Origin of the sequence: Sedimentisphaera salicampi, assembly GCF_002117005.1 — a bacterium.
GTDB lineage: Bacteria > Planctomycetota > Phycisphaerae > Sedimentisphaerales > Sedimentisphaeraceae > Sedimentisphaera > Sedimentisphaera salicampi.
Genome location: NZ_CP021023.1, coordinates 1 through 12,305 on the forward strand (window position 1 = coordinate 1; position 12,305 = coordinate 12,305).

Annotated in this window: 10 protein-coding genes; 2 read left to right on the top strand and 8 right to left on the bottom strand. The window is 48.7% G+C overall.

Annotated features, from left to right (window positions below; translation table 11 throughout):
• Nucleotides 1-111 precede the first annotated feature (111 nt).
• Both dnaA and STSP1_RS00010 read left to right on the top strand, forming a co-directional pair.
• Nucleotides 112-1,515 (top strand): chromosomal replication initiator protein DnaA, encoded by a 1,404-nt coding sequence (gene dnaA, locus STSP1_RS00005; protein WP_161491535.1) that lies wholly within the window; start codon nt 112-114, stop codon nt 1,513-1,515.
• Nucleotides 1,516-1,530: 15 nt separating this feature from the next.
• A complete protein-coding gene (locus tag STSP1_RS00010; protein ID WP_123806937.1) occupies nt 1,531-2,253 on the top strand; it encodes a CatA-like O-acetyltransferase in 723 nt (240 codons plus the stop codon).
• 4 nt (nt 2,254-2,257) lie between these two features.
• Here STSP1_RS00010 and STSP1_RS00015 read toward each other — a convergent pair whose 3' ends face one another.
• The 8 genes from STSP1_RS00015 to STSP1_RS00050 all read right to left on the bottom strand — a co-directional run bounded on the left by STSP1_RS00015 (nt 2,258) and on the right by STSP1_RS00050 (nt 12,261).
• The gene (locus tag STSP1_RS00015) at nt 2,258-2,899 is read right to left on the bottom strand and encodes a hypothetical protein (protein ID WP_085754377.1); all 642 of its coding nucleotides are present in this window, start codon (nt 2,897-2,899) and stop codon (nt 2,258-2,260) included.
• 241 nt (nt 2,900-3,140) lie between these two features.
• Complete coding sequence (locus STSP1_RS00020; RefSeq protein WP_085754378.1) at nt 3,141-4,787, bottom strand: AMP-binding protein; 1,647 nt, start codon at nt 4,785-4,787, stop codon at nt 3,141-3,143.
• An 11-nt stretch (nt 4,788-4,798) separates the two neighbouring features.
• Nucleotides 4,799-5,374: a helix-turn-helix domain-containing protein gene (locus tag STSP1_RS00025; RefSeq protein WP_085754379.1), complete on the bottom strand. Its 576-nt coding sequence runs from the start codon at nt 5,372-5,374 to the stop codon at nt 4,799-4,801.
• 73 nt (nt 5,375-5,447) lie between these two features.
• The gene (gene ilvE, locus STSP1_RS00030) at nt 5,448-6,305 is read right to left on the bottom strand and encodes a branched-chain-amino-acid transaminase (protein ID WP_085754380.1); all 858 of its coding nucleotides are present in this window, start codon (nt 6,303-6,305) and stop codon (nt 5,448-5,450) included.
• A gap of 237 nt (nt 6,306-6,542) precedes the next feature.
• A complete protein-coding gene (locus tag STSP1_RS00035) occupies nt 6,543-7,028 on the bottom strand; it encodes an NADH-quinone oxidoreductase subunit NuoE family protein (RefSeq protein WP_085754381.1) in 486 nt (161 codons plus the stop codon).
• Nucleotides 7,029-7,070: 42 nt separating this feature from the next.
• Nucleotides 7,071-8,564, bottom strand: a complete 1,494-nt coding sequence (hydG, locus tag STSP1_RS00040) for a [FeFe] hydrogenase H-cluster radical SAM maturase HydG (RefSeq protein ID WP_085754382.1) — start codon at nt 8,562-8,564, stop codon at nt 7,071-7,073.
• Nucleotides 8,565-8,623: 59 nt separating this feature from the next.
• Complete coding sequence (locus tag STSP1_RS00045) at nt 8,624-10,399, bottom strand: NADH-dependent [FeFe] hydrogenase, group A6 (RefSeq protein WP_085754383.1); 1,776 nt, start codon at nt 10,397-10,399, stop codon at nt 8,624-8,626.
• A 5-nt stretch (nt 10,400-10,404) separates the two neighbouring features.
• A complete protein-coding gene (locus tag STSP1_RS00050; protein ID WP_085754384.1) occupies nt 10,405-12,261 on the bottom strand; it encodes an NADH-ubiquinone oxidoreductase-F iron-sulfur binding region domain-containing protein in 1,857 nt (618 codons plus the stop codon).
• Nucleotides 12,262-12,305: the final 44 nt, after the last annotated feature.

Genomic DNA, 12,305 nt, shown 5'->3' on the forward strand with positions numbered 1-12,305 from the left:
GTGGAAAAGAAACTGCCCGAAATGCTGTTGATTAGACCTTTGTTAGGAATATCATTTCGCACTGTTGTGGAAGTGCTTGAATCATTTTTACTGAAGAAGAAGGATATCGATTTGACTAAACTAAAGGACAGCCCCGAATCCAAGGCAAAGGAGTATTTGCTTGATAAGATTGGACGGGAAAAATACGATTTGTGGTTTTCACAGCTCGATATGTCCTTTGAGAAAGACAAGCTTCAGGTGTTGGTCCCCAATTCCTTTATGGAAGGTATGTTAAGGAGGAACTATCTTGCTCTCTTAGAGGAAGCTGGCAGCAGCGTATCGGGCAGTGAAGTTGGTATTTCTTTTGTTGTAAACAAGCAGGCTCAGAAAAACTCCGAAAGGCGCATTAAGCCTGCAAATGCGAGCAAGCCGCTCAAATATCCCAAAGCAAGGCCTGTTGTGGTGGAAGACCTGCCCGCCGGAACTGGCAGATACAATCTTGATGATTTCATTGTTGGCAGGAAGAACAAAATGGCTCACAGGGCGGCAAAGGCGTGCGTGAGCTCGGGAAGCGAGCTGTACAACCCGCTGTTTTTCTTCGGAAGCTACGGCCTCGGAAAAACCCACCTGCTCAAGGCGATAGTAAACGAGACAATGAGAAACAATCCCTCATTGAAGTGCAAATATATATCAGCAGAAGATTTTACAAATCAGTTTGTAAACAGCACGCTCCGAAAGGATATGAACAGCTTCAGAAAGCGCTTCAGAGGAGTGGATGTTTTGGCGATTGATGATGTGCATTTCCTCGCAAGCAAGAAGGGTACGCAGGAAGAGTTCCTCAATACCTTCAACTCCATAGACCATGCAGACAAGAAGATAATCCTCGCCTCTGATTCTCACCCAACGATGATTGAGCAGTTCACAGAGAGCCTTGTAAGCAGGTTTGTTTCGGGTATGGTGATAAAAATGGAGATGCCAGAATTCGAAACGAGGAAGAAGATCGTAGAGATAAAAGCCTCAAGGATGGGGCTCAGCATCTCGCAGGATGTGGTTGAATACGTTGCTCAGAATGTATCCGCAAGCGTGAGGGAGCTGGAGGGCGCTGTAAAGAAGCTCTCCGCCCAGCATCTGCTTCTCGAGAAGAAGATAACTCTCAGCTCAGCTCAGTATCTGATTTCGGATATGGTAAGCAGGGTGAGCTCTGCGCCGGATGCTGAAGGCATAATCGATACTACTGCCTCGTTTTTCAGCGTGTCTTCAAGTCAGCTTCGCTCCAAGGCAAAAGCCAAAACAGTGAGCCTTGCCCGCTCAGTGGCAATGCATCTCCTCCGCGAAAACACAGACCTTTCATTCCCTGAGATCGGCGGGTGTTTCGGCGGGAAGAATCACAGCACCGTAATACAGGCCTGCAGAAAGGTTAAAAAGCTTATCGATGCAAACGCCACTGTTGACTGGAAGCACAGGGGCGTGAAAAGAAGCGAGAAGATCGGCTCGGTGATAAAGCAGGTGTCAGATTCGTTAAATATTCAGCAGTAAACAGCATTGGATGATATGAGCGATACGAAAAGTTTTGAAGTAAAGGGCGGGTATTCGCTTGAAGACCTGCTCGAGATGTTCGAGGGCAGTAAGGTTGATCTCGCAAGATTCAAAGACTACCCCAAATTTGCCCTCGAATATTTCCATGATAAAAGCGAAATTGCAGATCCGAACCTGCATATGACCCTCCAGCTTGATATTACAGGTCTTCGTGAAAGGTATGACCGAGATTTTGCAGGGATTAACTCAACGTTTACCGCATTTCTTGTGTATAAGCTGCTCCTTGCTGCCTCCGGCATTGAGTTCCTTCGCTACAGGTACATTGAAGGAAGCTGGTACTGCTTTGATAACCTCCCGCTCTTCTTCCCCGTTGCTGTTGGAGGAGACAAGCGGTTTATGGAAATCATAATAGACAGTCCCGCGAGGCTGGATTTTCCCGAGTTTGCAGAGAAGTATTGCACGGGGCTTGAGAAAATCCGCAATAACCCCTCCGATTATAAGCCAGTGCCCAACGAGATATGGAAGAATATGTGGTTCATCGGCAACCTAAGCTATATGCGCTTCACCTCTTTCGGCGTGCACCTCAATCAAAGAGATACCGGCAGGCCTATATTCTATTTCGGCCAGAGATACCAGCAGGGCGAAAGGCTCTATGTACCGCTGTATTCAAGGATAGACCACGCCACGGGCGATCCGTTTATCCTGAATGAGGTGATTGAAGCATTTCTGGAAAGCTGAAATCTCAGTCTTCACAGCTCCTGCTTTTGAGATTGAAGTCTCGACAGTATCCATAGAGCTTGAGCACTGCATTAAGAATGAAAACGTATCCCAACAGCTCCAGCCCTTCCTGTATTACACCTTTATAAAGCGAGCTGTCTATACTTCCGCTTATTGAGTTCCATATAAGCCGGCCGCTGCCGAATACCCTGCTGAAAAACAGAACTATCACCATTCCGTAGGCCATATGTACAAATGCTTTGCTCTTTAAAAACTCCCTGAAAGGCAGCAGAAGGCTGTCTCTGTATTTAGCTGCCGAGAGCCATATTGAAAATCCTGCTGCCGCAAGGGCAGGCCATACCCAAAAGCCGTGGCTTATCTGATCGAAAAAGGCATCCATCTCACGAATCAGCATACAGAAGAAAAAGCCTGCTATGAGCGTGTACATCCCGCGGCAGTTGGCAAACCGAAACGCATTCCTCGTGCAGGCCAGCCCGCATATAAAGAGAATCACAAGCTGCATTATTTCCGTTGCAGAAACCTCCGAGAGGCGTCTGTCCAGAACGGTGATATCGAGGTACACGCATAAAGGAGCTATCATTGATATGCCGGCTAATGTTAAAAATTCGATTCCTGCGGCAGTATATTCGTCTTTGTAATTGTTCATTTTAAGGCTAAATCATAGATTAAAAACTTGAAAATTTTCTTATGGTAATATTGGTAAGCTGAAATATAAGTATTCGGCCGGCAATTGCAAACACTGCAAGGGGGTTAAGTGTGCGTAATATCCTCGTCATTTCCTCTGTTTTTTTGCGGGAATGCTTGGTGAATATTGTTTATTCACGATTCCTCGCATAGCGGTTAAACCTTTGAAAAGTAAACAGCTGCCGGCTTGAGGATCGGCTGGTTCACTTTGCTTTGGATAATTGCTCCGCCCTTGCCCTTAGCTTGTACTTCTGGATCTTTCCGCTTGCTGTCATGGGAAATTCATCAACGATAAAGATATGTTTTGGAGATTTGTATCTTGCGATTTTGGCTCTCGCAAAGTCCCTGATGTCCTCAGCCTTTGCATCCGAGCCTTCTTCGAGGATAATAAATGCCCCAACTTCCTCGCCGTACTTCTCATCCGGTACGCCCACTACCTGCACATTCCGTATCTCAGGCATTGTGTAAAGGAATTCTTCAATCTCCCTGGGGTAGATATTCTCGCCGCCGCGGATGATCATATCCTTTATGCGGCCGGTTATTTTGTAGTAGCCCTGTTCATCAGCCTCTGCCAGATCGCCGCTGTGCAGCCAGCCGTCTTTGTCTATTGTTCGAGCGGTGGCTTCGGGCATTTTGTAGTAGCCCTTCATTACATTGTATCCTCTGCAGCAGATTTCGCCCTGTTCTCCCGGTCCGAGCTTCTCGCCTGTGTCGGGGTCTATAATCTTCACCTCGATATGCGGGAGTTTCGTTCCCACAGTCTCAACTCTTCTCTCAATCGGATCGTCCGTGCTGGTCTGCGTAAACACGGGAGAGGCCTCAGTGAGCCCGTAAGCGATAGTTATCTCATCGCAGTGCATCTTGTTCATAACGCTCTTCATTGTTTCGATAGGGCAGGGCGAGCCTGCCATAATCCCCGTACGAAGGCTGAAAAGATCAAACATATCGAACATTGGGTGGTTAAGCTCTGAGATGAACATTGTAGGCACGCCGTAAATGGCCGTGCATTTTTCCTTCTGAACTGCTGCAAGGGCGAGCAGAGGGTCAAACTGCTCGAGTATTACGAGCGTGCCCCCGTGAGTGAGCGTTGCCATAACACCGAGAACAAGCCCGAAGCAGTGGAAAAGAGGCACCGGCAGGCATACCCTGTCGGCGCTGGTGAGTTTCTGCCTTCCACCGATGTAGTAGCCGTTGTTGAGTATGTTCGAGTGAGTGAGCATAACGCCCTTGGGAAAGCCGGTTGTGCCGGAGGTGTACTGTATATTGACCACCTCATCAGAATCAAGATTTGATGCATTCTGATAAACCTTCTCCCAGCTTGTATGCTCGCCGAGAATCATAAGCTCGCTGGTGTTATACATCCCCCTGTGTTTTTCCTGCCCGATGTAGATAACGTTTCTGAGCTCAGGGTATTTCTCGCTTTTGAGTTCGCCTCTTTTCTGCGTTTTCAGCTCGGGCACGAGCTCGTAAACAGTCTGCACATAATCAACGTCTTTGCAGCCGTCAACTATTGCAAGGGCCTTCATGTCAGACTGCTTCAAAACGTAATCCAGCTCGAATTTCTTGTAAAGCGTATTCACCGTTACCAGCACGGCACCAATCTTTGCAGAAGCGAATAGAAATGTCAGCCAGTCCGGCACATTCCTCGCCCATACTCCCACGTGATCCCCTTGGACTATCCCTGTGTTTAAGAGGCCTGCGGCGAGCCTGTTTACCCTTTCATCAAACTCCCTGTATGTCCATCTCAGATTTCTGTCGGGGTATATGATGAAGTCTTTATCGGGGCTTCTGCGGGACAGGTCTGTGAGAAATCCGCCCAGCGTATTTCGGGTAAAAAGCTGGTTTGTCATAAATTAAGGCCTTAAAAAGGTGTGTAAACCACTGCAAGTATTTTGGCATCTTTGCCCATAGCGTGCACGTTGTGGGGTACTATCGAATCATAGTATATACTGTCCGACTGAGAAAGGCTGTATTTATGCTTGCCGTAATCGATCTCTATATTCCCCTCCAGCACGTATATAAACTCCTCTCCCTCATGCGAGGAAAGGCTTCGGTCAACGCTGCCTGAATATTTCACGCTGATGATGAACGGCTCCATATGGCGGTCTTTTTTTTCAGAGGCAAGGCTTGTGAAGTCCAGCTCGCTTTCCCCTGCTGCCTTAGAGTTTCCGCTGAAACGCACAACCTTCTCAGATTCCTCTCCCCTTACTACTGCAGGGCTCAGCCCCGGGTCGTCATCAAGCAGAGTTCCGAGGCGAACTCCCAGCCCGCGTGCTATTTTGATAAGCGGAGCGAGGGATGGGGCACGAGAGCCCTCTTCAAGTTTCCTGATTTGTTCGGCGCTGATACCGCTTTGTTTTGAGAGCTGGTCTATGCCTAAATCTTTCTGCTCTCTTTGATGCTTAAGTCTTTCCGCAAGTTTATTGTTATCAGCCATGATAAACCCAATAATTGCTTGTTGCCAACTAACAGGCGCAGAAGCCGAAAACAGCCCCAGAGCCTGACGAATCTTACTCATTTACGCAGGTGTAGAACCTTTTTCTAAGGTCTTTTGTGATAGGCCCCGGGCTCCCGTCTCCGATTATCCGTCCGTCAATCTTCACAACACCGATCACCTCAGCAGCAGTTCCCGTGAGGAACATCTCATCTGATGAGTAGAGATCGAACCTTGTGAGATTTTTCTCAACTGTTTTGTATTCGGCCTGCTCTGCGAGCTCGAGGACAACCTGCCGGGTAATACCGTTAAGCGAGCCTGCCTGAACCGGAGGAGTGCAGACTATGTTGTCTTTCACGATAAAAACATTATCACCCGTGGCTTCGGCTACGTACCCCTGGCTGTTGTACATTATCGCTTCAAGCACATCATTGTCTATCGCTTCGATTTTGGCGAGTATGTTATTGAGATAATTGAGGCTCTTAACCTGCGGAGGTACGCATTGAGTAGGGTTTCTCATATATGAAGAGCTTACTACAGAAAGCCCGTTTTCATACAGCTCTTCGGGGTATAGCTGTATGTTTGCGGCAATGATAAACACCGTCGGCTCAGGGCAGTGAAACGGATTAAGGCCAAGAGTTCCAGCACCTCTGGAGACTACGAGGCGGATATACCCGTCGGTAACTTCGTTGGCTTCAACGGTCCTGTGCATTGCGTCTATCATTTCCTCTTTGCTCATTTTGATATTGAGCCTGATATACTTTGCACAGCTGTAGAGCCTGTCTATGTGCTGCTTTTCGCGGAATATTTTTCCGCTGTAAACACGAATACCTTCAAATACTCCATCTCCGTAAAGAAGGCCGTGGTCTAATACAGACACCTTGGCATTCTCTTGGTCAACAAGCGAGCCGTTGAGCCAAATCTTTTGAACCATAAAAATCTCCGGTCTTTGAAAAGTGCTTAGTAGGGATATACGCCGGCGGACTGAAATCAATGAAAATCAAACCCGCATATCAGCCGTTGTAAACGAAGTTTTAAGAATAACTTCCAGTGCTTTTTTGTCAATCTATTTCATAGCGATTTTGCAGTAAAATCGCCGATTCTCCGCTGCTGGAGAATAGAAAAGGGGGCATTTAGCCCCCTTAAATTATTCGCCAAACCAGGGAGAATATTATCCCGCAGCTTTTGCATTTTCTCTGTATGATTTGATTATCTCTACGGTCTTATCTGGTGTGAGGTCACCGTAGATTTCGTCATCAATCATCATCACTGGAGCAAGCCCGCAAGCACCAACACAGCGGGCCTCCTGAAGAGTAAAGAGCATATCTTCCGTTGTTCCGCCCACTTCCACGCCCAGTTCTTTCTTGAGCGTATCGAGCACAACATTTGCTCCCTTAACATAACAGGCCGTTCCCATGCATACCGCTACATTGTGCTTGCCTTTTTCTGAGAGGTTGAAGAAGCTGTAGAATGTAGCAACGCCCCATATATGAGCCGTTGGGATGTTCATCTGCTCTGAGATGATGTTCATTGCATCCAGGGTTAGATATCCGTAGAGCTTCTGAGCCTTGTGAAGCACTGCAATCAGGTATGACTCGAAGTGCGGCTTATCTCTCAGGCTGTCTATATACTGCTTGAGTTCTGTATAGTCGGGCATATAATATTATCTCCTATTTCTTTATTATTTAAACACTAATTACTAAAAATAAATATCTCTTTCACCGTTCAGCGTTCGTTCATAATTGCTCATAAACTGCTGATAAACCTTTTCAGGGCTTTGTTCTTTGATCTCCCGGATCTCTTTCTGGATAACCTTTTCGCCGAGCTGCTTAGTCCTTTCGCCGGCAAAATCATCAAGCCATTCGCGGAAGGTGATCACTGCATTAAGCTTGCAGAATTTGCCCTCTTCGCCTGACTTAAGCAGGTTCATAATGCACTTGCCCGTACGTCCGCAGCGATAGCCTGCTGTGCAGAATGAGGTGATCATTCCCTTCTCGGCGTAGTCGCCTATCATCGTATCAAGGCTTCTGGTATCCCCGAGAACAAACTGCTGCCGGATTTCTTCCTGCGCCGATTCTGCAAGCTCTGCATACCCGCCGATTCCGATCTGGGATGAGGCGTCTGTCTGGGTGCAGCCGTAGCTGAGGCATTTATCCTTAAACTCTGCATCTTCCCTGCAAGTAATGATAAGCCCTGTATGCGGGACCGCAAGCCGGACTACTGTTACCAGCCTCTCGAAATCATCGTTGCTCACGCCTTTGCACTGCGATACGTAAGGTGTGTTCACTGCCGGTTCAATTCGAGGGAATGAAATTGTATGAGGCCCAATCCCGAATTTATCTTCCAGCTCTATTGAATGATACAAAAGACCCATCACTTCAAATTTCCAGTCGTCGTACAGGCCGAAAAGAGCCCCGATTCCCACATCATCAACTCCTGCCTCCAGAGCCCTGTGCATACAGTACAGCCTCCAGCGGTAGTTGCCTTTGATCGTGTTGGCGGGGTGAACCTTGGCGTAAGTAGGTTTGTGGTATGTCTCCTGAAACACCTGATATGTGCCTATCCCAACGTCTCTGAGATATTTGAGTTCATCAATCTGAATAGGAGCCATATTCACGTTGACACGCCTGATTGAGCCGTAGCCCTTTTTCGTGGGCATCTTTGCGCTGTAAACGGTGTTGATCGTATCAGCCACATAATCCACGTCTGTGCTTGGGTGCTCGCCGTAAACAACGATAAGCCGTTTATGACCGATCTTCCCAGCCAGAACTTCCGCTTCCTTTTTCACCTCTTCCATTGAAAGGGCTCGGCGGGAGGACTGCTCGTTTTCAGTCCTGAAACCGCAGTAGGAGCAGTTGTTCACGCAGAGATTAGACATATAAAGCGGGGCAAAGGTAACAATCCGGTTGTCGTAAACCTTTTTCTTGACCTTCAGAGCCGCTTCCTGCATCTCAGCAAGCATATCAGGGTCTGTAACGTTGAGAAGCTCGGCAGTTTCCTGCGGGGTGAGATTCTCCACGTTAAGGCTCTTGGCGATTATCTCACGCACCCTTGCCGGCTCCGGCTCTTTTCCCTCAGCGCCGGCGAGTACAGATTCAATCTCTTCGGTGTTGATAAAGTCTTCCCCATTCTCGAGGTACTTATCAATCTCATCCTGCTTGATTCTGTTTTCTATCCAGCTTTTTGTGTCCATTTTGAAACCTCTTTCTATGCAGGCCGGCGAGTTTCCGGCCTGCTCTAAGTCTTATTTCCCTAACATTTTGAGAGCAGCTCAGTTGGAATAACTCCCTTGGGCTCCTTCGGTTTGTAATGGGTGTGAAGGTATTTATGTGAAATCTCACCGAGGGGTTCGCCGAGGTATTCCTCATAGAGCTTCTTGATATCGGGGTTCTCATGGCTAACCCTGATCTCGTTTGTGTCATCGCTGCTGTAAAGGGCGGAGGCCCTCTTGGCGAGGCATTCCTCGTCCAGCGGGATGCTGTTTGTTAGCGGATAGGGCTGTCCCCCTCCGCCGATACAGCCGCCCGGGCAGGCCATTATTTCGATGAAGTGGTATCTGTCGGGATGTTCCTTGGCTTCCTTGAGAAGCTTCTCGGCATTTCCCAGCCCGTGGGCTGCTGCCACGCGTACTTCCATATCGCCGATCATAACTGATCCCTTCTTGATGCCCTTCATACCTCTGACCGCTTCTACATTCACCTCGCCCAGCTCTTCGCCTGTGATCATATAATGAGCTGTTCTGATTGCAGCTTCCATCACGCCGCCTGTTGCTCCGAAAATAACGCCTGCGCCTGAATAAACGCTGAGCGGATTGTCCGGCTTCTCAGGCTCCATATCAACGAAGTTTATCCCTGCGCTTTTGATCATCCAAGCGAGCTCTCTTGTAGTTAACACTTCATCAGTAGATTTGATCCCGTCAACATCGAGCTCCGGCCTTGAAGCCTCAAACTTCTTCGCTGTGCAGGGCATTATGCCTACATTCACAATATCGTCCTGCTTAACGCCTAAGCTCTCTGCGAAGTATGATTTTATCACTGCCCCTGCCATACTCATCGGAGATTTGCAGGTTGACAGATGCTCAAGAAGCTCAGGATAGAACTGCTCTACGAATTTCATCCAGCCGCTTGAACAGGAGGTGAGCATCGGGAGCGTTCCGCCGTTCTTGATTCGGTGAACAAGCTCGCTGGCCTCTTCCATAATCGTAAGGTCTGCTGCGAAGTTTGTATCGAAAACGTAGTCAAAGCCGAGCTTGCGGAGGGCTGCAAATATCTGGCCTTCCATATCCCTCCCCGGCTCAAGCCCGAAAGCCTCGCCGATAGATGCTCTCACTGAAGGAGCTACGTTAACTGTTTTAACCTTGCTCTTATCGCCCAGAAGATCAAACACGTCCTGACAGCTGTTGTTCTCGAGGAATGCAGCGGTGGGGCAGATATTCACGCACTGCCCGCAGGCTGCGCAAACGCTCTCGCTCATCGGCATATCAAATGCCGGCATTACCACTGTCTTAAAGCCCCTGTTTGCAAGGCCGAGATTCGTTACTTCCTGTATCTCAGAACACATCCTCACGCATCTGCCGCAGAGAATGCATTTGTTCGGATTCCGCACTACTGAAATCGAAGAGTAGTCCTCGTTGTATTCTTTCCTCTCGCCCTCGAAATGCCTTTTCTGAATACCAACAGAAGAAGAGAGCCTCTGGAGCTCGCATATGCCGTCTCTCTCACAGGTATGGCAGTCCTGCGGGTGATTATCGAGAATCAATTCTACGATATCACGCCTTGCCCGCCTTACTTCCGGGGTGTTGGTATAGATCTTCATCCCGTCTCTAACAGGCGTAGCGCAGGAGGCAGAGAAATTTCTTGCCCCTTCCACCTGCACAATACAAACCCTGCAGGCCCCTTCGATTGAGAGCTTGGGATGATAGCAAAGCCTCGGTATCTTGTAGCCGAGCTTGTCTGCGGCCTGCATAATCGTCTGGCCGGGTTCCACTTTATATTCTATATCGTCTATATGTATGGTTATTAAGTCCATTTGTCTTATCCTCTGTCAACTGCACCGAATTTACAAACTTCGTAACATTGTCCGCACTTTATGCACTTATCCTGATCGATAACGTGCTTGCCCTTTTTCTCGCCCGAGATTGCATCAACCGGGCAGGCCTTCTTGCATGCCCCGCAGCCTACGCAGTTGTCGTTGATGCTGTATCCGAGCAGTGCGCTGCAGACGCCTGCACGGCATTTCTTCTCTTCAATATGCTCAACATATTCATCTCTGAAGTTTTTGATTGTGCTGAGCACGGGATTCGGGGCAGACTGCCCGAGCCCGCAAAGCGAGGCCTTCTGGATCATAGTCCCGAGCCTTTCGAGCTTTTCAATATCTCCCGCCCGGCCTTTGCCTTCAGTGATGCGGGTGAGAATCTCAAGCATCCTCTTTGTTCCTTCACGGCAGGGTGTGCACTTCCCGCAGGATTCATCCTGAGTGAATTCGAGGAAGAATTTCGCCACATCCACCATGCAGGATGTCTCATCCATTACAATCATACCGCCGGAGCCCATAATAGAACCCGCTGCAGCGAGTGAGTCGTAATCGATTTTTGTATCCAGATAGCTTTCAGGCAGGCAGCCGCCTGAAGGACCGCCGGTCTGAACGGCTTTGAATTCTTTGTCGTCCGGAATTCCGCCGCCGATATCGTAAACCATCTCTCTGAGCGTAGTTCCCATCGGAACTTCCACGAGCCCCGTATTGTAAACTCTTCCTGCAAGAGCGAATACTTTCGTGCCTTTGCTCTTCTCCGTTCCCACTGTGGAGAACCACTCTGTACCGTCCAGCAGTACCGCAGGAATGTTAGACCAAGTCTCAACATTGTTGATAAGCGTAGGCTTGCCGAATACGCCGCTCTCAGAAGGATATGGAGGCCGCGGCTTGGGCATACCCCTGCGTCCTTCTATCGAATGGATAAGGGCGGTTTCCTCGCCGCAAACAAACGCTCCAGCGCCAAGCCTGAGCTCGATATCGAAAGAGAATCCAGACCCGAGAATATTTTTCCCGAGAAGCCCTCTTTCCTTTGCCTGCCCAATGGCGATTTCAAGCCTCTTGATGGCAAGCGGGTATTCAGCACGGATATAGATGATTCCGTTGCTTGCCCCGATTGCGTAAGCGCCTATAAGCATACCCTCAAGCACTGAATGCGGATCGCCTTCAATCGTGCTCCGATCCATAAATGCCCCAGGGTCGCCTTCATCGGCGTTGCATATAACGTACATCTCCTCGTCCTGGAATTTGGCGGTGATGTCCCATTTAAGACCTGTGGGGAAACCTGCGCCGCCTCTTCCGCGAAGACCGGATTCTTTAACCTTTTCTATAACATCTGCGGGCTTGAAATTTTTCAGCACCTCTGCAAGTGCCTCATATCCGCGGTGATGGATGTATTCGTCGATATTTTCCGGATCAATGATTCCGCAGTTTCGAAGGGCAATTCTAAGCTGCTTCCCGAAAACCGGCAAATCACCGAACCTCCCGTAAGAGCGGTTATGAAGGTTGTCGCTTTCGGGCTTCTCGCTTCCGTATTCGCCCTGAAGCCATTCTGTGATCACCTCTCCGCCTATAAGATGCTTTTGAACTATCTCAGACGCCTTTTCCGGCGTTACTTTTATATACCTGTACGATTTCCCGCCGGTAACTATTTCTACGGTAGGCTCTACATTACACCTGCCCGCACAGCCCTTGCGTGAAACCCTGGCATCCTTGAGTTCGCCGGATTCTATTGCATCGTTGAACACCTTCATTGCTTCTCGAGAACCCGCAGCGATCTCGCAGGTTGCCATACCAACGAATATCTCGTGCTTTATCCCTTCGCGCTCGTGCTGATAACTTTCATCAGCGCCGCTGCGCATTTCCTGAATAGCTTGGATTGGATCTGACACCTTTATCCTATCCT